The following is a 22,815-nucleotide window of genomic DNA, read 5'->3' on the forward strand; positions in this document are numbered from 1 at the left end:
ATACCATGCCAGATGAAAAGATCAACAGTTTTTGACTTAAAGCCGCTTGTAGCCTATAATGACGGATGGGTCGGGTCTTGTGCGGCATATGCTTGCCAACTCCGCCAGGATTGAAAGATAGCAACGGTACGCTTGCCTCTGTGGGTGTCACAGGGTTGCCTGGCCCATGCTCTTTTGGCAACAACCACCATTCAAATAATGGTGGTTGTTGCTTTTTTAGGTAACATAGACGGTTAGTGGAATTGATAGTTGCACGACTAAGCCGCCATCAACGCCGTCATAGGCATCCAAATAGCCATTGATCTCTTGCGCCCGATACCGTAACCAACGTAAGCCACGGCTACCAGCCCGTTGCGTCGTACCATATACCAAGCCAATCCCATTATCGCGGACAATTAAACTAATGTGCTGTTCATCGCTGCGGAGGCTGATCTCGACCAAACTCGCTTGGGCGTGGCGAGCCACATTATTCAAGGTTTCTTCGAGTGTTCGCACGAATAAGGCTTCAATCGATGGGTTCAATTGCTGCGGTACGATCGTCGTATGAAACGCTACGTCAATCCCATTGTTGATTTTCCAGCGTTCAATAATTGGTTTAAAACGTTCGATTAGGCTTGGTTGGACGGCTTGCGGTGTAATGTCATCAATTAATAAGCTTAAGTCGCGTACACCATGTTGAGCTTGATGATAAACCGCTTCAACCATTGCTGAGCGTTGGGCATGGTCGATAATTGCCCGAATGAGCTCAAAACGGCGTTGCGCTGTCTGTAAACTGCTGAGCATGCGCGAGCTTGGTTGCGGAATCGGTTCAACTTCCTGCGGTTTGATGCTGATCAATAAAATTGCTGGAACTCCTAGCACCAACATACAAAAGAGCATCGGGTTGGTTTGGCCCAAGGGATTGCTGGCAAACAACGCTACGCTATAGCCCAACCATACTATGCCCAGCGTAGGACTACTGCGCCGTGAAAGTTGATGTGCCGTTGCAGCCAACATCAGCCATGTATCAAATAACCATGGGCTATACCAGCCAGTCGCGATCAGTGGCATCAACAGCGCTAGCCCAAATTCAGCCCATTGATCAATCCATGGCATTCGTCCAATTGGCCAACGCTCAGCATAGCGCAAATAGTGCACCAGATAGCTAAAACTGCTTAAGCCCAAGGCCAGCGCCACATAGTGCGGGTGTCGCCAAGCTGTCCACGCCAGCAAACATGGCAAAAGCCCAGTTCGTAAGGCATACAGGTTGCCACCAGCCATTAAAAAACAGCGGATGTGGAGCAATAGGCGCTTCATAAAGCTTTCCGTGATTGGCTGATTTGGGTGTTTGTCGAGGGCATCATCCACACCTTTCATTAATTTGAGTGTAGCAGAAAGCTGAGCCTACGACAAGATTTGAACAAAATATCGACAAAGCATGAACAAGTAATTTCTGCTGATTAGCATCACTTAGAATCCATCATTCTAAACTTAGGTTGAGCCAGAAGTTGGCTCAATTTGCAATTTTCTCCAAGCTGTGTATAATAAGCCCATAACGCGATGCGGGAATAGCTCAGTTGATAGAGCGTCTCCTTGCCAAGGAGAAGGTCGCGAGTTTGAGTCTCGTTTCCCGCTCCACGAATGACTGCTGGTGAAAACCAGCAGTTTTTTATTGCAATCGAACCTTGAAAGGGCAATAATGCTCACATTAAATAGTAATCAGCGCCAATATTTGCGCCGTTTGGCTCACGATCTCAAGCCTGTGGTGCAAATTGGCAAGCAAGGGCTTTCAAGCACGGTGGTAGCCGCTGTGGCCGCCGCTCTTGATGCCCATGAATTGATCAAAGTGAAGTTTGGCGAATTTAAAGAAGAACGGCGCGAATTAACTGATCAATTAGTGGCTGATACTGAGGCTACGTTGGTCGCGTTGGTGGGCAATGTGGCGATTCTGTATCGACCAAGCCGGCTTGATGATAAACAAGTAATTGTGCTGCCACGCTAAGCTACATCGCGAGTTCTGTTCACAATTAGCACTACTTTTGATTCGCCACCCTTCCGTCCCTCCGCCGGAGGGAAACGCAGGGTGTTTTCATCCCCCTGCACCCCCTAAATGGCAATTTGAGGGATAAAGTGGCATTGAAAATCGACCAAAAATGTGCGTTTGCGGAGAACTCATTGTGCTGCCACGCTAAATCAGCGTCTAGCACAATCAAGGCTTTCTGCTATAATACATAATGTTGGGCTACGGCCCTTGGTAATTTGACGCGATAGAATGCGGATGAGGCGCACAATGCAAGGTGCGCCTTTTGTGCGATTAGCAGCCGCGCTTAACGCAATAAACAGTGATGTGCTATGGAATATCAACCAAATCTTAGTAATATTCGACCAGGCAATGGCGGGGTTATTCAAGCAGTCGCAGCAGGCAGTACTGGTGCGCAACTTGGGCTACAAGCTGGCGACGCAATTCTGCAAGTCAACGGTCGGGTGATGCGCGATGTGATTGATTTTCGCTTTGCCATGACTGAAGATCAAGTTGAGTTGCTGGTGCGCCAAGCTGGCGAAGAACGTAGCATCCAATTAACCAAAAACCCCGATGATATGCTTGGCCTCGATTTTGTCGAGCCATTATTTGATCGCTTGCGAACCTGTAATAATAAATGCCCCTTCTGCTTTCTGACCCAAATGCCTAAAGGATTCCGCAAAACACTCTACCTTAAGGACGATGACTATCGCTTGTCGTTTTTGTATGGTAACTTTGTAACATTGACGAATCTCAAGGAGGAAGATTGGGATCGGATTGCTGAACAACGCTTGGGGCCAATGTATATTTCAGTCCATGCGACTGATCGTACCTTGCGGGCAATTTTGTTGGGCAAGCCCGATGTTCCCGATGTGTTGGAGCAAATTCGACGCTTAGGCGATTTGGGCATCGATGTGCATACCCAAGTGGTGGCCTGTCCACAGTTGAATGATGGCCCAGCCTTAGCCCAAACCATCCATGAATTGGGCCAGTTGTACCCAATTGTTCAAAGCATCGCGATTGTGCCAGTTGGCCTGACCCGCTATCGCTTTGAGGGCAAGAAGCCCCAAAGCATCAAAGCTGCCATCCGTGTGCACGAAAGCGCCGAATGGATTGATAGCAACTGGGAAGCTCAGCCAATTTGGCAAGAAGAAGCGCCAGTTGCCAACGAATTGTTTCAAGCGGCCAAGGAAGGAAATCTCGGCTTTTGTGCGCGGTTGGGGGCGGCCACCGAAGTCGAGTTGCGGCCATATCGTGGCGATGAAGCCGCTGCGGTGATCGATATCTGCGAACCATTTCAAGAATATTATATGGCCGAACATGGCTCGGTCTTAGTCTATCCCTCGGATGAGTTTTATCTGTTGGCGGGCCGCGAACAGCCCGATGGCTCGTTGTACGAAGGCTACGATCAATTAGAGAATGGTGTGGGCTTGGTGCGCCAATTCCAAGATGAATGGGCCGAGATTGTGCCTTCGCTGCCAAGTGCCGTCGATAAACCCACCCGTATGTTGCTGGCTTGCGCAACGCTCGCCGCTCCCGTGTTGCAACAAGTCGCTGAACAACTTAGTCGAATTGAAAACCTGACCGTAGAATTATGCCCAGTCGTCAATCAATTTTTTGGCGAGATGGTAACAGTTTCGGGTTTGCTGACTGGCGGCGATGTGGTCGCTGAGTTACAAAAGCATGGCCCCGCTGATATTGTGATGCTGCCGAAAGTGATGTTCGATCACTCCGGAACTCGTACAATTGATGAATGGACTGTTGAACAAATTGCAACCGCACTTGGTGCGCAGGTGACAATGGCACGGATGCCCCACGAAATTCGCCGGGTCGTGCGTCAACTCAGCCGCCAAGCTAAACCGCGCTCGCAGCGCCGGTATCTGGCTCAGGCTTCAATGCGCTAGCCGCTCAGCCGCCTGCGAGTGCTACCCGACACAGTGGAGCATGAGTATGACATCGCAGACGGTTGTGCAAAATAGTGCCTTTGAGTTGGAACAAGTGTTGGTCGTGATTGAGCGGGCTGATGCAATTGCTAGCAGTATGACCCTCGATCCGTTGCTTGATCGCATGCTGGCCTTGTTGATCGAGATTGCTGGCGGTGAGGCGGGTACGCTCTATTTGGTTGATGACGATGAGATCGTCTTTCAAGTTGTCCATGGCGATCCGGCGAGTCAACATTTGGTTGGCATGCGTTTACCAATTAATATCGGTTTGGTTGGGGCTACCATTCGCGCAGCTCAACCATTGTGGATCGAAGATATCAACGCAGACCCACGTTGGGATCGACGGCTAGGCGAGGCCAACAGCCTGCAATTACGCTCGCTACTGTCGTTGCCGCTGCTGCTCGAAGAACAGGTCGTTGGGGTGATTCAGATTTTCAATCCACAACGCTCTGAGCCGCGCTTGCTCAAACTCTTGGGCAATCGCATGGCTGCCGAAGTCGAAAAAGCCCGCTTGTTGAAAAAAAGTCAGCAACGTGAATCACGCTTGAGTGCCTTAGTCGAGATTGTGGGCCATATTGGTTCGACCCTCGACCGCACAACCTTGCTGAATTTGATCATCGATTATGCGCGAATTTTGCTTGATGCCGAGGCTAGTTCGCTGTTTTTGACCGAGCCAGAATCGGGCGATTTGATTTTGCAGCATTCAACTGGCCATCTGCATGAACGCGTTCAGTCGGTGCGTTTGGCCAAAGGTCGTGGCATCGCAGGCTACGTCGCTGAAACTGGCGAGACAATCTGCGTTGGCGATGTCAAGCGCGATCAACGCCACGATGGTAGTGTTGATCAGATGACTGGCTTTGAGACCCGTTCAATTTTGGCTGTGCCATTGCGCACTCGGTGCATTACTTTTGGCCGTGAACGAGCGCAATCCGAGGAACATCTGATTGGCTGCATCGAGGTTTTGAATAAACGTGATGGCCGTTTCGATGATGATGATAAATTGTTGTTGCAAACGTTGGCGCGGCAAGCTGCAACTGTGCTCGAAATTGCCGATTTGTATGCTGATGTCAACGAGCTATTTCTCGATGTTATTCAAGCCTTGACAGCGGCGATTGATGCCAAAGACCCATATACCGAAGGCCATTCCAAGCGGGTTTCGGAATTTGCCGTGGCGATTGCTGAGGAATTAGAGCTAGAGCCAAGTTTTATTCATCATCTACGCATTGGCGCGATTTTGCACGATGTTGGCAAAATTGGCATTAGCGATGGGGTGCTGAAGAAACCTGGGCGCTTGACCGACGATGAATTTGGCGAGATGAAATCGCATCCGGAAATTGGCGAGCGAATTCTCGGCCATATTCGCATGTTGCAAACCGAGTTGCCTGTGATTATTCAACATCACGAGCGACTTGATGGTAGCGGCTACCCCTATGGCTTAGCCAAAGGCCAAATTTCACTCGGCGGACGGATTGTTGCCGTGGCCGATGCCTTTGATGCGATGACCTCTGACCGACCGTATCGCAGAGGCTTACCAACTGAAGAAGCGTTTCGACGTTTGCGGGCTGGAGCCGACACAGAATTTGATGCTGTCTGTGTTGAAGCGCTCTGGCAAGCATTAAATCGTGGGCGAGTTCGCCCTCAACGTTTGCGTGATGATATTGGTGACCATCGAATTATCAACGATGCAACGCCATTTCGCACGCCACTAACACCATCGGCTTGAGCAGGCTGGGTTTTCGGGCATTTGCGCGGGCTATGGTGGGTTTGTTGGTCAACAGCATGGCTGTTTGGCCTGAATTTAGTCTGATGAAAGGAAAACTCGTAATTTTTGCGAGTTGTAATAGATATGCCATTCCAACGCCCAAAACGCCGTAGCCCACAGCGCGGCCCGCAATCAAATGCCGCTCGTCCAGCACGGCCTGGCCGACCTGGCTCACGCCCCAATCAAGCGCCAACCCGTGGTCCACGTCATGATCCTGCTGGCCGCCCAGCGGGGGCGGCTCCTGCCGGAGCAGTTCGTCAGCGAGCATTTGTCAAACAGCCAACGGTTGATATGAGCCGTCCGTTGTTTGCAGTGCAAACCCAACCTGGGGTTGGCCAATTGTTGTTGGCCGAAATTAATGCTACCTTGCAAAAACCAATGCTAGTTGCCCAACGCCACGTTACCCAAAAAGATGATATGTTGTTGTTTCATACCGACACCAACTCTAAAGAATTGTTTAATTTGCGGACTGCCGAAGATTTATTTGTGGTGGCAGCGCGGGCTTTCAACATCTCACCTGATCAAAGTGGTTTGAAGCAAATTCATGCTGCGGTCAAAAATAGTATGCTTGTGCCAACAGCCTTGCGGGTTTTTACCTTGAATGGTGGTCGCACGCCCAAAATGACCAGTTTTCGGGTGGTAACGCGGGTCACGGGCAAGCAAGATTTTGCTCGTAAAGCCGTGGGTATCGCCGTCGCCGATGCTGTGCGCGATAACTGGCCAGGCCGCTGGAAATTGGTCGAAGAAGAAGCCGATGTTGAAATGTGGGTAACCCTATTTGGCAGCGAAATTGTGGTTGCAATTCGGCTTTCAACTGGCGGTATGCGCCATCGCATTCAGCGGGTGGTTGATCGTCCGGCGGCCTTGCGACCTGCGATTGCCGCAGCAATGGTGCGGCTCTCCAACCCGCAACCGACCGATGTCTTTTTAGATGCCATGGCTGGCACAGGAACGATCATTGCTGAACGCGCAGCAGTTGGCCCGTTTGAGCGGCTGATTGCTGGCGATAAGAGCCGTGAAGCAGTCAAAGCTCTGAGCCGTAACTTGGCAAGCGTTGGCGGCGATTTAGCCATTCGCCGTCTAGATGCTACTGACTTACCATTCCAACCAGGCGAAATTAACAAGCTCGTCACCAATTTGCCCTTTGGTAAACAAGTCAACAATATCGATGAATTGCATCAACTCTATTCTGGGGTCTGTGCAGAATGGGCGCGAATCGTTGCGCCTGGCGGCATGATCGTGGCGCTGGCTGCCGAAATCGATGTGCTGCGCGAAAAAATCAATGCTACCCCAGAATTACGAGTTCGTGGAACCTTCCCAATCGCTGTATTGGGTCAAACGGCCACGATTGTGCAACTTGAACGTCGTAGAATGTAGTGATGTTGGCTTTTGGGCCGCATTGCGAAAGAGGTATAACCATGGAAAAACCAATTGTGGCGATTGTTGGCCGACCTAACGTTGGCAAATCGACCTTGTTTAATAAGCTGATTGGCGAGCGCCGCGCGATTATTGCCGATGAAGCTGGTACAACCCGCGACCGCCAATATGGCGAAACCATCTGGAATGGCCGCGTATTTACGATTGTGGATACAGCTGGGTTGTTGGTTGGCGATGATGACCCGAACTTGCCTTTGGCTGAAATTGTGCGCCGTACTCACCAACAAGCTCAATTGGCGATCGATGAAGCCGATGTGATTGTGTTTATGGTCGATGTGCGTGAAGGACTGATTGCTGCTGATGAAGAGGTTGCCGCCTTGTTACGTCGCAGCAGCAAGCCCGTGGTCTTGGGTGTAAACAAAGCCGATACCGAAGATCGCCGCCAGAATGCGGTCGAATTCTATAACCTTGGCTTGGGCGACCCAATTGCCTTGAGCGCTTACCATGGCACTGGCTCGGGCGATTTGCTCGATGAAATTGTACGCCACTTGCCAGCAGGCCAAGAAGAAGAGGAAGACGACAATTCGCTGAAAATTGCGATTGTCGGGCGACCAAACGTTGGTAAATCGAGCTTGCTGAATAAATTGGTCGGCGAAGAGCGGGTGGTTGTCAGCAATATTCCTGGCACAACTCGCGATTCAATCGACACCAAATTGACCTATAAAGGCATTCCAATCACCTTGATCGACACCGCTGGGATTCGGCGGCGTGGCTCGATTGAGCAAGGGATTGAACGCTACAGCGTGTTACGCACGATGAAAGCGATCGAGCGTTGCCATATTGCCTTGATTTTGGTCGATGCCCAAGAAGGCCCAACCGCTCAAGATACCCACGTCGCAGGTATGGTTTTGGAAGCTAACAAAGGCTTGGCGATTATCGTCAACAAATGGGATTTGATCGATAAAGCCAAATTCAGCTACGAAGATGCCAAAACTACGATGTCGCAGGTGTTTCACTTTGCGCCGTATGCGCCGATTGAATTTATTTCGGCAAAAACTGGCCAACGGGCTACTAAAGTGCTCGATATTGCCCAAACAATCCAGAGCGAACGCAACAAACGCGTAAGCACCTCGGATATTAACAACTTGTTGCGGGCGGCGGTGCGCGAACATCCACCAACAGCGATGCATAAAGGCGCTCACTTGCGCTTATTCTATGCAACTCAAGCCCAAGTCGAGCCACCAGTGTTCCTGTTCTTCTCGAATGCGCCAGAACAAGTGCACTTTGGCTACAAGCGCTACCTCGAAAATCGTATTCGCGAACAATATGGTTTTATTGGCACACCAATTATTTTGGTGTTCAAAGGCCGCGAAGAAGAGCAAACCGTCTCGGTTTCCGGTAAGCGCTAAATATTCTAGCATTCAATTAAAAAGCACTTCAATCAATTACGATTGAGGTGCTTTTTACGATTAACTATTTAATGATTAATTCCAGCGAATTAGGCTAATTCGCCAAGTAAACCACGTGAGATGACCATGCGCAGAATCTCCGATGTGCCTTCGCCAATCGTCAGCAAACGCGTGTCGCGATAGTAGCGCTCAACCGGATATTCGCTGCTATAGCCGTAGCCGCCAAAGATTTGGACAGCGTTGCGGCAGGCGCGTTCTGAGGCTTCCGAGGCATAGAGTTTGGCAATCGCTGCTTCGCGGGTGAATGGTTTGCCGTTTTCTTTGAGCCATGCGGCGCGTAAAATCAGCAAACGAGCTGCCTCTAGCTCGGTATCCATATCGGCCAACATATTACTGATCGATTGATAGCTGCCAATCGCATGACCAAAGGCTTGACGCTCACGGGCATAGCTGACCGCAGCTTCCATCGCGGCCACGCCTAAACCAATCGCCATTGCCCCGATCGAAATCCGTCCGCCATCGAGCACTTTGAGAAATTGCACAAAGCCATCGCCCTCAGCACCCAGCAGATTTTCTAGCGGAACCCGCACATTATCAAAGGTGATGGCGTGGGTATTCGAGCCACGTAAGCCCATTTTGTGCTCAGGGCTGCCAAAATGTACGCCTGGCGTACCTTTAGGAATGATAATCGCGCTGATGCCACGCTTGCCACGATCTTTATTGGTAATGGCGGTAGCGATCAGGTGGCCGGCTTCGGCGGCATTGGTGATCCACATTTTTGCGCCGTTGATCACCCATTCGTTGCCATCGCGCACGGCGGTGGTGCGGGTTGAGCCAGCATCGGAGCCAGCATGCGGCTCGGTCAGGCCAAATGCTCCAAGGTAACGACCTTCAGCGGCGGGCCGCAGAAATTGCTCTTTTTGTTGATCGTTGCCAAACATCGCGATGGGGGCGCTGCCCAAACCAACATGGGCTGCATAGGAAAGCGCCGTCGAGCCACAACAGCGGGCAATTTCTTCGACTGCCAGCGCTGCGCTAATCGCATCGGCTCCTGCGCCGCCCAATTCTTCGGCAAAAGGCAAGCCCATCAAACCCATATCGGCCATTTTTTGCCAGGTCGAGGCTGGAATTTGGGCTTTTTCATCAACGTCTTTGGCTTTGGGCAATAACTCGCGCTCAGCAAATTCACGCACACTCTGACGTAACTCTTGCTGTTCTTGGGTTAACTGGAAATCCATTGAGCATATCTCCTATGATTTGGTCGGCTTCGTTGCCTCATTGTAGTATACCAAGAAGTTGTCGGAAGGATGAAGGATGAATTATGAGGGATGAAAGCAAGAACCAAAAGTCAGAATTGAGCTTGGGGATACTGTAAGCATACAAAGTTTATCGACCTTCGTGCTCTTCGTGTTCTTCGTGGTTAAATTTCATCCTTCATCCCTCTAATTAAGTTTCTTCATCGATGAAGGCCACATGACGGAAGGTGGTTTGGTCTTCGATGCTGGCCCCAAGTGCGCCTACAATCAGGCCAATGATCGTAACCGTGCCAGCCAAGGCCAGATTATGCTCAAGCGACAGAATCGCAAAATCAGTCCAGCGTTCGGCTAGCTCATTTGGCACCACCCAAATCACCAACATTGCCGCGCTGATTAGCAGCAACACCATCGAAAGCATTGAGCCTAAAATCGTCAGAATAATCGCGAAATCGGTTACGACAACTTGCTCAGTCAGCCGAAAGCGGGTGCGGCGGGTGAGCAATCGTTGGCGCGTCACGACAAAGGTGGTTGTTCCGGCAATCGTAATTCCTAACGCGCCAGCTACCTCAGCCAATGGCAAGCGCACGCCAACATCCCAGACTTCGGCGGTAAAGAGCAGAATTAGCAAGGTTGATAAGGCTGCGCCCGTAAATTTAGTCAGATGCCAAACCAAGATCCATGGGCGGTTTCGGGCAACTGCGGCGATAATTTCGCGGCCTGAGCGCACCAGCACCCGCAAGGTAAAAAAGAATGGATTGCGCGATGATTGACCAGTTTCTTCAACCCGTAAGTCGGCAACTTCGGTCAGCGATTCGAGCATCCACTCATGCTCCTCGCTACTAAAATCGTGGACTGCATCGAGATCTTCGGGCACACGCGGCACGCTCATTGGGCTACTGTGATCGTCGTTATGCGGCAAGGCCAACAAATCGCCCAGCAAATGTAAAAATAAAGCCCAAATTCGATTGCTCAACACCAATTCGCGCTCAGCTTTGCGTACCATCGAGCGCTGCGCAGTTGGGTCGAGCCGCGCAGTCGAGATCGCCGCTGCATCAAGGCCACTGGCGGGCGTGCCAAGCGTATATTGTTTGCTCAGGGAATGTAGATCGGTCGCGGTAAAAGCAATCGCAAAATCCCAACCCTTAGTCAAACGCTCGGTCACCGCCATATCAATTAAGCGAATTGGCTCGGCTAGCACATCGCCAGGGTCAGGGTCGGGGCGCACCACAATTGGCACGCGCCACGAAAATTCAGGGAAGTGCTGGCGTAAATATTCACGAGTCCGTTCGCGAGCTGTGCGAATTGCGCCTTCGTCGATTTTTTCAAAGGTGCCAATTAACACCCAACCAATTTCAACCAATGGTTTTTTGGGCGGCAGATCCTCACGGGCGCTATTCCACAGGTATTCCTCTTGGATGCTTACAGACTCGCTCATGGCTTCGCTCATGGGTTGCGCTCCCACGCTTGGGCGATGGCAATTTTGCTAGCCCGATCTTTATAAACAATCCAAATCAGCACATCGCCCGCCTTGGCTGGTTGGGTCAGCTCATTAAACGCAGCTTCGTCGCCCTCTAGCTCAGCGATTGCGGCAGGATCAAGGCCAGCAGCAGTTGCCGCAGCGATCATCAATGGCTCTAAAACGCCTGGTTCGCGCCCACGCAAAAACCATGGATCACGTTTGAGGATCAACCGATCGACATGCTGAGCGATGATCGTCATTTGTTCTTGAATTTGTTGGTCGGTACGATCGCCAGTGCCACTGAACACCATGGCAATATGGCGATTGGCGGCGCGAAGGGGCGCGGCGCTGGCTAATAATACCCGCAGCCCATCGCTATTGTGCGCATAATCAATTAACAAGGTGATGCCATCGCGTTGAAATTGATTCAAACGGCCTGGATTATGCTCGGCGTTTGGTTGAAATCCGGCGAGGCCAAGCGCAATCTGGCCAGCGCTTAATCCAAACGCAAACAGTGCGGCAGCGGCAGCCAAAGCATTGGCGATATTATGCTGCGCCACTCCGCCAAAGCTCAAGGGCAACTCAGCCACCGCAATTAATGCTTGAGTTTGGCCAGCACTGGCCAGGATTAATTGGTTAGCATCGAGATACAAACAGGCTTGTTGGTTCTGTTGCGCTTGCACAATCAAGGGATTGGTGGCTTGCAAACTAAACCAGATAATTGGCGCTGTTGCTTGAGGGGCAACCACCTCAACTAACACTGGATCATCAGCATTCAAAATAACGGCTTTTTGGGCGGCTCGCACGATGGTGGCCTTGAAATGAGCCATTTCGGCGACGGTTGCCAAACCGCGATCTGGCAGATGATCGTCGGCAACATTGGTTAAAACCGCAATCTCGCAATGGTTGAAGGCCAAGCCACGGCGCAATAAACCACCGCGAGCAGTTTCCAACACAGCCACCTCGACCGCTGGATGGCTCAGCACCCGTTGTGCTCCACCAAAACCTGTCCAATCGCCTTGCTCGATTGCTTGGTTGTTAATCCAAACGCCGTCGGTATCGGTGCGGCCTGTTTGGTAGCCCGCCGTGCGCAGGCTAAAATCGATCAAGCGGGTCGTGGTGGTTTTGCCGTTAGTACCGCTAATCGCAATAATTGGCAAGGTTTGGTACGTGCTAAGGTCGAATTGAGCAGCGTTTTGGCGATAACGACCATAGCCAACCCACCATGCTTCAGCCTCGCGCCAAAGTGGCAAGTGTTGCTTGGCTAAATCGTGCAATGGGTTTGGAATTTGCTCCTGCTCCAACATAGCCTGAATTTCAGCCGAGCTAGCGGCTGCATCCGTGCCCGCCAATTGCTCAAGCAGCAGAGCCAAACTTTCGGGCGTGGCGGTGCGCCAAGTAATCGCATATTCACCCAAACTAGGGTGTTGTTGTAAAACAGGCTCAGTATGGGCAATGCCATAGTTGGCACACGCCAGCGCCACTTGCTTGAGCCAAGCATCGATCTCCACAGTTTCGCCAACCAGCCGAACTAAAGCAACCGGGGCATGATCATAGCCATTTGGCCCTTCCAAGGCCCGAATATCACGAAACTCCAGCATAGGCCACCAACCTTAATTCAGCACGAATCTAGGCTTAATGGTACATGGACAGCTGAAAAATGCAATTGATTTGCTGCTACTCAATCACAGCCTAAGCATTATGCGAAAATTCGCTGAGACTTCGGCTGTATTTGAACAACTACTCGCCGCCAAGTTCACGAGCGCGACGATATGCAGCCCAAACTCCATCGGCTAAAACCGTGCGCAAACGACCTTTTTCGAGTTCATAAAGCGCTGCGGCGGTTGTCCCTCCTGGCGAAGTGACCATATTGCGTAATTCGGCGACATGCTTGCCCGATTGGGCCGAGTAGCGCACTGCCCCAATTACGGTTTGCTCGACTAGTTGGGCCGCGATCCGGCGGGGAAAACCCATATGCACGCCAGCATCGATCAAGGCTTCCATTACCATAAAAACATAGGCTGGACCTGTGCCCGAGAGCGCTGTGGCCATATCCATAAATTTCTCGTCCTCAACCTCAACTTCCTCGCCAATCGCACTGAGCACGATTTTGGCCCAACCACGCCGCGCTTGATCAAGCCCCTTGCTGGCTGTCCAAACCGTAATGCCTTCGGCAATTTGGGCCGGAGTGTTGGGCATCGAACGGGCGATGGCGCTATGTCCGGTGGCTTCGGCAATTTGGCGCATCTTGACCCCAGCTAAAACTGAAACGATCAGATCATCGGTTTGAAATGCGCCGTTGAGTTGGGGCAGCACTTGCTCAGTCATCTGAGGCTTGATGCCCAAAATGACCACATTGCCCCAGGTTGCGGCCTCGCGATTATCGCCTGTGGTGGCGATGCCCCAGCGTTGTGATAGCTCGCGGCGACGCTCAGGGCGCGGAGTGGCTGCCAAAACCTGGGTTGGCTGCACTAATTCGGCTTGGAGCAGGCCACCGATGACGGCCTCGCCCATGGTGCCTGTGCCAATAACTGCAACATTGAGATTGGTTAACATGGTCTGGTGTTCTCCATGATTGGCTGAAGGTTCACAGGCACCATTGCCTCGCCGCCACGCTGCGGAAACGTTGATTTTGATCCACGAAGGGCACAAAGGGAGTAGGCTTTTTTGCCACGAATTCCACGAATTGCACCAATTAGCTTCATCCTTCATCCCTCATCCCTCATCCTTTCGTACTCTGCGCCTCTGCGTTAAAAACTGGCTAACCCCTCGTTCCTATGTTCTATGTGTAATGGTTCATGAGGTTGGCAACCATGGTTCACCCCCTGACCCCCAACCCCTCGCCCAAGGCGGCGGGCGAGGGGAGCACTCCTGGAGCGGTTCCCCCTCGCCTCGCGGGCGGGAGAGGGGGTCAGGGGGTGAGGGAACGCTGGCGGTTGTTCATGCGATAAACCATTACATCTATGCTCTATGCTCTATGTTCTTAATACTCTTCACCACTTGATCAAGCGCGATTGTCTCGACTACCCCAGTTGCTCGTTGGCGTAACTCGACAACATTTTGCTTGAGGCCACGTTCGCCAACCGTAAGCCGCAACGGCATGCCCAATAAATCAGCATCGTTAAATTTGACTCCCGCCGATTCATTGCGATCGTCGTAGAGCACGCTGAGACCAGCTTCGCTCAATTGTTGATAAAGTTGATTAGCGGCCTCGCTGACCGTGGCACTAGCACCAAGTTGCACCAAATGCAGATCGAATGGTGCGACCGATGCAGGCCAAACAATGCCTTTTTCATCGTGATGCTGCTCGATAATGACTTGCAACAAACGTTCGAGGCCAATGCCATACGAACCCATGACGATTGGCTGAGCTTGGCCTTGTGGGTCAAGGTAAGTTGCGCCGAGCGCTTCGGTGTAACGAGTGCCTAATTTAAAGATATGACCAATTTCGATGCCCCGTTCCAAGCTCAAAGCTGCGCCACAGACAGGGCAAGCATCGCCTTCCTCGACATTGGCAATATCAGCAACCACGGTTGCTTGCCAATCACGGCCATACACGACGTTTTGTAAGTGATAGCCTGTGCGATTGGCTCCAGCAACCAAGCCACCAACGCCAACCACCGAATGATCGGCGATTACTGTAACATTGCTCAGGCCAACTGGCGATGCATAGCCTGCGACTGCCCCAACCGCGCTAATTTGCTCAAGCGTGGCTGGCTCAAGCGCCGAAACACCTGCCGCCGCTCGTAATTTAATTTCATTGACTTCACGATCACCGCGCACCACCACGAAAATCAAGCCCTTTTCGGCTGAGTTAAAAAAGACTGCTTTGGCAGTTTGGGCTTCGCTCACCTGCAAAAATGTGGCGAGTTCGGCAATCGTGGTGCAGGCTGGAGTGGCGATTTCGCTCATAGCTGGTACGACATCATCATTGGCAGCAGCTTGGCCGCGCACCGCAACCTCGCTATTGGCGGCGTAACTGCAGAGCGGGCAAACCACCAAGCTATCTTCGCCGCTGCTCGAAAACGCCATATATTCGCGTGGTTCACGGCCGCCCATCTCGCCGCCATCGGCTTCGACAGCGGTAAAACGCACGCCACACCGCTCAAAGATCGTTTCGAAAGCGAGCGCAACCCGATCATAAACCATATCCAAGCCCGCCCAATCGGTATCAAGCGAATAGGCATCAAGCATGGTAAATTCGCGTAGCCGCAACAAACCACCACGAACCCGCAATTCATCGCGATATTTGGTATGAATTTGGTAGAGCAGGCTTGGCAGTTGGCGATACGAATCAACCTCGCGACGGGCTAGCTCGGCAACCGCCTCTTCGTGGGTTGGCGCAAATAATAAAGCCTGTTGATTGCGATTGTTGAAGCGTAGCATAGCCTCGCCATATTGGGCATAACGTCCGGTTTGCTCCCATAAACTGGCAGCATGCACAACTGGCGTGCGAAATTCACCAGCACCGATAGCAGCTAATTCAGCATGCATAATTGCTTCAATCCGCCGAAATACTCGCATGCCCAGTGGCAACAGCGCCATGCCACCAGCTAATAATTGCCGTGCTAAGCCAGCCCGTAAAATTAATTGATGTGCAGCTAATTCTGCTTCGCTTGGAGCCTCGCGCAAGGTGCGCCCGAAACCACTACTCATCCGCATAACCGACCTCCTTGCAGCCAATAAAAAAACCGTCCCCAGATGCAACAGCATCTAGGGACGGCTAAAAAAACCGCGGTACCACCCTAGTTGAAGCTCAGATGAGCCTCCCCTTGGTCGTCAACCAGTGAATTGACGTGTCGTGATCTCGGCGACAAACCCGACCAACCTTGTTTGGGTGTGGTGTACACACTTGGTTCGGCGGTAACTCTGGGGTGGGTTCGGGCAGCCTAGTCCATTTCGAGCTTACACCATCCTCGAATCGCTGGTTGGCTCCTGCTGCGCTACTAATCCCCATCAACGTTTGCTATCAACTTTGTGGCTGCAACTCTATCATAGCTTATGCAAACCTGTCAATTGGCCGCTTGAGCTAAAAGTTTACCCTTGCAATTGCAGTTTCTGGCATTATACTCAAGCTGATTGAGTAGAACTGAGGGCGATCCTCTCCAATTTCCTGCATGCTTGCCAGAGTTCCCCCCCTCGTTGTGAGGTCTGACGCTATGTCCTCACCAATTGTGCAGATCGACTATGCCGTTGTGGATACGATCATCCAACGTTTCCAAAAACTGTATGACCAGAGTCAAACCATTCAAGCCAGCCTCTGCCAAACCATGGCCTCGTTACAAGCCGGCCAATGGCAAGGCAGTGCCGCCAACGCCTGTTTTCAAGAATTTGACCATGTGGTTAAGCCAGCTTTTCAGCGCTTGTTGCATTCATTGCAAGGCAGTGTTGAAACCACCAAGGCCATTCGGAAAATCATGGCCGATGCTGAGGCTGAAGCCGCCGCACTGTTTCGCGGCGATGTTGGCGCGATGGCCGTAGGTGGTAATGGTGCGATGTTTGTCCAATTCGTTGATGGCGAGATACGATCGAAATCTACCCCAACCCCAACGCCACCGAGCGACAAACCGCTGCTGCCGCCATTTTTCAAAAATTAATTGATTTTATTCTCCAAGCGGTCGAAACATGGCAGAATGATCGTGCCGATGGTGTGCAAGTTAATCAAGATGGCTCGGTCAGTTATGCCGATGCCACCTTGATTTTTGATGATATGGCGAATGAGGCAGATATTCCATTTAATTTTAAAGACGATGGTTGTTATGCCCGATCATATCTTATGGGCAACCGAATTGTTGAGCGCTATGGGATTAATCCAGATGATATGTTTAAAGTCACAATCCTTGATCGTAGTCCATCAGATAGTAATCCTACGCTGACTGTGCCAACTGATAAAATGTATCCTGGATTTTCATCCGAAGATGGAACTGTTAATTGGACTTGGCATATTGCTCCTGCAATTAAAGTCCAAACCCCAAATGGGGTCGAGATAATGGTTATTGATCCTTCGCTCTCTACACATCCATTAAGCGTTGATCAATGGGAAGCATTAATGAATGATCCTCAATCCAATGTAGAAATAAAAGATCATTCTTGGTATACCCCTTGGGATCAAGTCACCCCTGAAAATAAACCTTTTTTTGATGATCATGCTCAAAAAACCATGGAAGAATATATGCGCTATTGTCAAGAAGCTGGTTATTGCCAATAAATGGAGGTGTACTATGCAATTTTGGCGATATGCATTAATATTAATTATTTTGGGAGGATGTATGAAGCAGCAAGAGCAATCAACTACGAATGGTCAAAGTTTAGAAATATTTTTTTTCAAGCGAACAGTGATTAATCAGTTTGAAGGACCAAATCAAAATCCAACGACAGCACTCCAAACAATTGATTTAGCTGAAGCTTCTATTGTTCTCAATCAAACTGATCTCGTTGACTATAATTGGCCTCAGCAACAACTGCGGATTCGTAATCCCCAAGGAGTACTTGCCAAAGATCGCCCTGCTGAGATGGATATTGAAGGATTTTTTGTGCTGGTCTTTAATCAACAACGCATTGTAATGGGGCGCGTGCGTTCAAACTCAACCGCAATGGCCGCCGATTATCCGTTATTGCTTGATACAATCGAATCGTATAGCAATCAGCAAGCGATTTCGGTTTATCAGTTACGCTCGAATAGCGGAACGATTCGTAGTGATGCTCCCCATAGTTTTCCCAACCCCGATCCAACAATCGGCGAGGCAGTCAAAGAGCATTTGCGCCAGCTTGGCAAATTGGTTGAGTAAGGGATTCTGACCATGGCATGGTTTCGCTATTGGTGGTTGCTCTTATTGCTGATTGGCTGCATCCAAACCGATCAACCTCTACCCACAGCCAATCAGTTTGCGATTTATATCTTCGATCAAGATGCCGTACCGGGACTTGGATCAAGCGCCGAAACTGCATGGCCGATTTTACAAGCTGTGCCTTTAGCACAAAGTGCGTTTACCGTAACCGAAGATCTATTGCTCAGTTATCATTGGCAAACCCAAACCATCACCTTTACTAATCCATGGGGGCAAACTGATCGTGATGCGCCAGGTTATATGTGGAATGGTGGAGGTTCATTTGTCGTAATCTATAACGGGCAACGCTTGTTTGGAGGCAAGGTCGTGGCCGCAATTAGCCCTCGGCGATTTGACTACCCAGCGATGGCCTTATCAAATGACTATATTCTGATGGAGAATCCAGAATTACAAGGCAAGTTGGTCTATTCATTTCATCCAAAATCGGCAGTTATGTACCCGCCACAATCGCAATTTTTAGCAGCTGATCCGACTATCACCGAAGCCGTCAAGCAGCATTTGCGCGAAATTGGAAAGTTGGTTGAGTAAGGGATTCTGACCATGCGCTATTGGTGGTTGCTCATAGTGCTGATTGGCTGCATCCAAACCGATCAAACTCCACCCGCAGCCAATCAACTTACAAGCTATCGTTTATATTTTTTTGAGCATAAAGTCCTTAGCCAACAGAAAGATGCCCATATTGCAGCCAATCAGGAGTGGAATATCTTACGTGATCCCGACCTCTCACAAGCCAGCTATGTACTATCTGATAGCGCTATCGTTGAATATAATTGGCCGAAACAGACCTTAGTGCTGCAAAACCCTTGGGCTGAAGGCAATCAAAAAACGCCACTTTGGATGTCAGAAGGCACAACCTTAGTTGTATTCAATGGACAGATTATTCGCGCCTATCAGCGAGAGCTAAGCATTACCAGCAAATATATTGCACCAGAAACTGCCGTGATGTATCACGAACTGCAAGCAAATGTGGGTGATACAACCAAGCTTAGCTATCGCTTGATGCAAACAGGCGCAACTTCGCCAGCTGCGATTGTCAGTGACGATGGAGCGATGGCCGAAGCCGTCAAGCAGCATTTTCGCCAGCTCGGTAAATTAGTTGAATAAGGGAAGTTCATGCCCTCACCTCAACCCCTCGCCCACTGAGCGGGAGTAACATTTATGATAGAGGATTTCCCCCTCGCCTCGCTGGGCGGGAGAGGGGGCAAGGGGGTGAGGGCATGAACATCGACGATAAATCCTACACAACTTTTGTTAAAAACTTACTCTATCCTAGCCCGGAAAGCGGCTGAGATGCTCTTCGAGTTTGGCGTGGCAGGCGGCTTCTTCACTGCGCAATGTCACTTCTTCCTCACGCAGGCCGTTGAGTTGATCCTCGGTTTCGGCTAGGGTGGTGATATAGCGGGTGCGGAGTTCACCCTCGCCGCCTTCGTTTTTGAGTACATCGAGGTTGCCACGAATTTGAGTTTGTTGATTGTAGATCTTCTGACGTAACGCTTCAATTTCGTTGTAGCGTTGAACGATGCTATCAATTCGTGCATACAGCGTGAGCACTTCGCGCAACTCGCTGACCGTATTTTGATCGAGCATGCGATCCATCAAATAGCGGCGCAATTGCTCGAAATTGATCGAGCGAATGTGTTCGCGCCGTTCAACCAAGCGTCGTTCGCGCACGCGCAAGGCCGCTTCGCCTCGCGCTGGAATTGGCAATAACCAACTGGCCAATTGGCTATTGGCTTCGGCTGGTTGGACGGTATCGAACAGCTCGTAGGGGTGACGCAAAGGATGCTCAATTTTGATCACGCGGGCTTCGCCAGCAGTATTCGTTGCGGTGTAAATCGTGGTTAGCGATTCTTCAACTTCGTGAATTAACACATCGCGACCAAGCCGGATACGCCGGGTCTGATGCGCCGAGTTTTGATTTTCTTTAACTGAAACTTCCAAGGCTTGGGCATAGCGAATTGTGACCATTGCCCCTTCGGCTGTCCAGTTCAAGACTGCTTCACCGCCATATGAGCGACTTTCCATAATTGTAATTGGGCCGCGCTCTAAGGTTAGGCCGCTGCTATTTTCAAAGCGTACCGTGACCATGGGATGGGTCTCGCCCGCCGCGCCGCGATAGACCAACTCGCGCCGACAGGCGGTGCGTAAATTGAGCAATGGTACTAAAGCTGAACGACCACGGCCAACGCTGACTGGTTCGCGCACATCGTAGCGGAATAACGCACCTTGGGCAGCACCTTCGGCAACGGGTGCAATTGATGCCATTTCATCCATGCTCAGGCTATCAAGATCAGCTCCCGCAAATGCTTCTTCACGCATAGCCATGGCTCGCATCATTTTTGGTCGTGGTGCGCTAGCAGGAGCCGGAGCAGCCAAGGTATAGGCTGGTGGTGCGGCAGGCCGAATTGTGTCTTCAATCAACGGGCGTTCCGGTTGTTGCGGCTCGTAGAGCGGGTAGCGGAACGAAACTGGACGGCCTGCAACCAACGAAATCCGCACATCTTCTAAATCTTCATCAAGCACATTATCGAATAAACCCCAGCCTTGGAGTAGCACATCGGGCAATTCGGTTTCGATATTATCGACAATAATCCGATAGGAAACCCTCCAACTGGGGGCTGGCGCAAGGTAGGCCACCAAAAGATCGTGCTTGCCCTCGTCGAGCTGAATCGTGGCTGTGCGCGAATCTTGTTTATCGCTGTTGGCGCGTAACGACCACAGCACTTCGTCGGCAGCCGAATCAAGCAATTGCACGCCGCGAATATCATTTAAACGATGCAAGGTGATTTGGCGCACATCGCTGCGATAAATTGTCACCAGCGATTGCGAAATTGGCTCTTCTGGTGGTGGCTCGTCGATGCCGACGATCAAGCCTTCGGCAGCAGCTTCATCGCGCAAGGCTAGGCGAATTCGTCGCCCGCGTAATTCGGTTAAGAGATCGCGCAGTGGGCGGCCAGCGCCAAGCTCAATTCGTCGGCTGCTCCATGATTCAGGTCGTTCGTAATCGATGCCCTTGACATGACCCTCGCCTTTTTCCAACACCACCAAACTTTTCAGCACATCGTCCATGGCTTCGCGACTGAAGGCCAACGCCAGTTTCGTGCCCTCGAACTGACCGCGCCGCTCGAAATAGCCAACGCCATGTTTGTACAAAATCAATCGTCGCAGTGGAAGTTCAGTCATTATCGTTACTCCTCGGCTGAATCGGCTGAAATTTTGGTGCTGTTGGTTGGGTGGGCGGAATTTTGGGTGTGTAGCTAGCGCTATTGTACACGATTTGGCGGGTGCTAACGAGGATGATTTCTGTATCCTAGCTCCTCAACGGTGCGTATTAACCGCTGGTACACTTAATCAATATTTTGAGAAGCGAGAACTTCAATGAATCCATCAATCATTCACTTGCGCATTTCGCGGAGTTTAATTGTTTTGGTCGGCCTAACTTGGTCGCTTGGCTTGATGTTTGGGCTGGGCTTTTTGAGCAACTATACCTTTTGGGCCGCAGCCTGTTTTACTGGGTGGTGGCTCGCGCTATTGGTGCGCTTTGGCTTATTAACGTGGCAACATGTTTATCTGAGCGATCAGGGCATTCGGGTGAAAAATTACACTGGCGATTATACTTTTGCTTGGAATACGCTGCATGCGATTGAATTTGTGACTGAGCCAGCAGCACCACGTTTTATGGATCGCGATTTGAGCTATCTCTGGGCAACCTACGCCGTGCGTTTTTCTGATGCCCAACGCTCAATCATTGTGCATACGCGCTTTACTGAGCATGATCGCACACTATTTAAAACCAAGCTAGCGCATTATATTCAACACTATGCAATTCCCAATAAAACTATCGATACCCTTGATTATCCAGTGATCTATCCAGAGCGATTAAGCATTTGGCAAAAGCTGATGCGACTGCATCGACCACCACTAATTAAGTCACTTGAAATTTTGCGTAGGTTTTGTTGGTGTTTGTTGGCAATTGCAATGATTTATGCAGCTGTAACCGAACAAGAATTTTTTGTTGCACTGACTGCATTTGCAATCTATCAAGTGCTCAAATTAGGCTTAGCACTGTTGCCAAATGCGATTAAGCAACCTGACCTGTTGATTAAGCCACAAGAATCGGCCTTGTATGTGCCAAAATTGGTTGATAAAACCCTATTTGCCCGCTTATTGGGATTCTATGGATTAATCGTTGTGTTGATTTCGATATATTATGGGATTGTAGGTTTCTAATGACCTATAAACACAGAAAAACTATCTATTTCCCACTGGTTATTATGGTAATTTTGATAAATATCGCTAGCATCTTGCTGATTAATAATGAATTTGCTTTGGCTATCGTGATAGGATTAACTGCTGCACTAGCTTTTTATTTATTTTACATTCAAAAACAAGGATATTTGAATATTAATGCTGAATATATTGAATTTCAAGTATATTTGAAGAGAATGAGAATAGATTGGAAATGTATGCGCTTGGTGACGGTTGAGTCATATTACTATCCTCAAAAACTTATACCCAAAGCTGCTGATTATATGAAATTTAAGTTCATTTATAATAATGGTAAAATCAGCGAAGATGGAATCTCTGCTAGCATATTTACCCAAGCAGATTGTGTCGCGATTGAACAGGAATTATATCAATATTGCCGCCAATATAAGATCAAAATGCGCAAACAATTGCTTAAGTATTCTGGTAGAAATCAATTTAGTTTGCAGCATGATGAATTTTTGGTTGGTCGTGATGATTAATTGATAATTTGACG

General features: G+C 50.1%; 19 protein-coding genes, 1 tRNA gene and 1 other RNA gene. 14 read left to right on the top strand and 7 right to left on the bottom strand.

The features are described 5' to 3' along the window. The first annotated feature begins 68 nt into the window (after window positions 1–68). Window positions 69–168: signal recognition particle sRNA small type (ffs, locus tag DEF47_RS18365), an RNA gene on the top strand. A 48-nt stretch (window positions 169–216) separates the two neighbouring features. Here the strand turns inward: ffs and DEF47_RS18370 are convergent. After that, entirely contained in the window at window positions 217–1,296 is a 1,080-nt protein-coding gene (locus DEF47_RS18370) for a sensor histidine kinase (RefSeq protein ID WP_287045281.1), read from the bottom strand. 245 nt (window positions 1,297–1,541) lie between these two features. Between DEF47_RS18370 and DEF47_RS18375 the strand changes: the two genes are divergently transcribed. From DEF47_RS18375 to der, 6 genes are all read left to right on the top strand, one after another. Then, window positions 1,542–1,617, top strand: a tRNA-Gly gene (locus DEF47_RS18375). Between the two features lie 61 nt (window positions 1,618–1,678). After that, window positions 1,679–1,981, top strand: coding sequence for a ribosome assembly RNA-binding protein YhbY (gene yhbY, locus DEF47_RS18380; RefSeq protein ID WP_012191103.1), 303 nt, complete (start codon window positions 1,679–1,681; stop codon window positions 1,979–1,981). Between the two features lie 350 nt (window positions 1,982–2,331). Next, window positions 2,332–3,903: a DUF512 domain-containing protein gene (locus tag DEF47_RS18385; RefSeq protein ID WP_012191102.1), complete on the top strand. Its 1,572-nt coding sequence runs from the start codon at window positions 2,332–2,334 to the stop codon at window positions 3,901–3,903. Window positions 3,904–3,949: 46 nt separating this feature from the next. Next, entirely contained in the window at window positions 3,950–5,665 is a 1,716-nt protein-coding gene (locus tag DEF47_RS18390) for an HD domain-containing phosphohydrolase (RefSeq protein ID WP_012191101.1), read from the top strand. 105 nt (window positions 5,666–5,770) lie between these two features. Next, entirely contained in the window at window positions 5,771–7,081 is a 1,311-nt protein-coding gene (locus tag DEF47_RS18395) for a THUMP domain-containing class I SAM-dependent methyltransferase (RefSeq protein WP_287045282.1), read from the top strand. 41 nt (window positions 7,082–7,122) lie between these two features. Then, complete coding sequence (gene der / locus DEF47_RS18400; RefSeq protein ID WP_012191099.1) at window positions 7,123–8,490, top strand: ribosome biogenesis GTPase Der; 1,368 nt, start codon at window positions 7,123–7,125, stop codon at window positions 8,488–8,490. 89 nt (window positions 8,491–8,579) lie between these two features. Here der and DEF47_RS18405 read toward each other — a convergent pair whose 3' ends face one another. From DEF47_RS18405 to DEF47_RS18425, 5 genes are all read right to left on the bottom strand, one after another. After that, entirely contained in the window at window positions 8,580–9,728 is a 1,149-nt protein-coding gene (locus tag DEF47_RS18405; protein WP_012191098.1) for an acyl-CoA dehydrogenase, read from the bottom strand. A gap of 208 nt (window positions 9,729–9,936) precedes the next feature. Further along, window positions 9,937–11,181: a hypothetical protein gene (locus DEF47_RS18410; RefSeq protein WP_287045283.1), complete on the bottom strand. Its 1,245-nt coding sequence runs from the start codon at window positions 11,179–11,181 to the stop codon at window positions 9,937–9,939. Between the two features lie 8 nt (window positions 11,182–11,189). Next, on the bottom strand, window positions 11,190–12,806 hold the full coding sequence (locus DEF47_RS18415) for a Mur ligase family protein (protein WP_012191096.1): 1,617 nt from the start codon (window positions 12,804–12,806) through the stop codon (window positions 11,190–11,192). A 139-nt stretch (window positions 12,807–12,945) separates the two neighbouring features. Further along, window positions 12,946–13,761, bottom strand: a complete 816-nt coding sequence (gene proC / locus DEF47_RS18420) for a pyrroline-5-carboxylate reductase (RefSeq protein ID WP_012191095.1) — start codon at window positions 13,759–13,761, stop codon at window positions 12,946–12,948. 405 nt (window positions 13,762–14,166) lie between these two features. Then, window positions 14,167–15,867 carry a proline--tRNA ligase gene (locus DEF47_RS18425; protein ID WP_012191094.1) on the bottom strand — a complete coding sequence of 567 codons (1,701 nt, stop codon included), beginning with the start codon at window positions 15,865–15,867 and terminating at the stop codon, window positions 14,167–14,169. Between the two features lie 497 nt (window positions 15,868–16,364). On the opposite strand from DEF47_RS18425, the gene DEF47_RS18430 reads away from it, so the two are divergent. From DEF47_RS18430 to DEF47_RS18450, 5 genes are all read left to right on the top strand, one after another. Next, the gene (locus DEF47_RS18430) at window positions 16,365–16,802 is read left to right on the top strand and encodes a WXG100 family type VII secretion target (protein WP_012191093.1); all 438 of its coding nucleotides are present in this window, start codon (window positions 16,365–16,367) and stop codon (window positions 16,800–16,802) included. Between the two features lie 53 nt (window positions 16,803–16,855). Then, window positions 16,856–17,413 (top strand): protein-glutamine glutaminase family protein, encoded by a 558-nt coding sequence (locus DEF47_RS18435; RefSeq protein ID WP_012191092.1) that lies wholly within the window; start codon window positions 16,856–16,858, stop codon window positions 17,411–17,413. Window positions 17,414–17,474: 61 nt separating this feature from the next. After that, window positions 17,475–17,993, top strand: coding sequence for a hypothetical protein (locus tag DEF47_RS18440; protein WP_012191091.1), 519 nt, complete (start codon window positions 17,475–17,477; stop codon window positions 17,991–17,993). A gap of 12 nt (window positions 17,994–18,005) precedes the next feature. Beyond that, window positions 18,006–18,581, top strand: a complete 576-nt coding sequence (locus DEF47_RS18445; protein ID WP_012191090.1) for a hypothetical protein — start codon at window positions 18,006–18,008, stop codon at window positions 18,579–18,581. Between the two features lie 12 nt (window positions 18,582–18,593). Continuing rightward, window positions 18,594–19,157, top strand: coding sequence for a hypothetical protein (locus DEF47_RS18450; protein ID WP_012191089.1), 564 nt, complete (start codon window positions 18,594–18,596; stop codon window positions 19,155–19,157). A gap of 165 nt (window positions 19,158–19,322) precedes the next feature. Here DEF47_RS18450 and DEF47_RS18455 read toward each other — a convergent pair whose 3' ends face one another. After that, entirely contained in the window at window positions 19,323–21,236 is a 1,914-nt protein-coding gene (locus DEF47_RS18455; protein WP_012191088.1) for a hypothetical protein, read from the bottom strand. A gap of 195 nt (window positions 21,237–21,431) precedes the next feature. On the opposite strand from DEF47_RS18455, the gene DEF47_RS18460 reads away from it, so the two are divergent. Together DEF47_RS18460 and DEF47_RS18465 are read left to right on the top strand one after the other, a co-directional pair. After that, window positions 21,432–22,283: a hypothetical protein gene (locus DEF47_RS18460; RefSeq protein ID WP_012191087.1), complete on the top strand. Its 852-nt coding sequence runs from the start codon at window positions 21,432–21,434 to the stop codon at window positions 22,281–22,283. Continuing rightward, entirely contained in the window at window positions 22,283–22,801 is a 519-nt protein-coding gene (locus DEF47_RS18465) for a hypothetical protein (RefSeq protein WP_041304674.1), read from the top strand. Before DEF47_RS18460 ends, DEF47_RS18465 begins: the two co-directional genes overlap by 1 nt. Window positions 22,802–22,815 lie beyond the last annotated feature (14 nt).

It is taken from the genome of Herpetosiphon sp., from assembly GCF_003512625.1.
GTDB lineage: Bacteria > Chloroflexota > Chloroflexia > Chloroflexales > Herpetosiphonaceae > Herpetosiphon > Herpetosiphon aurantiacus.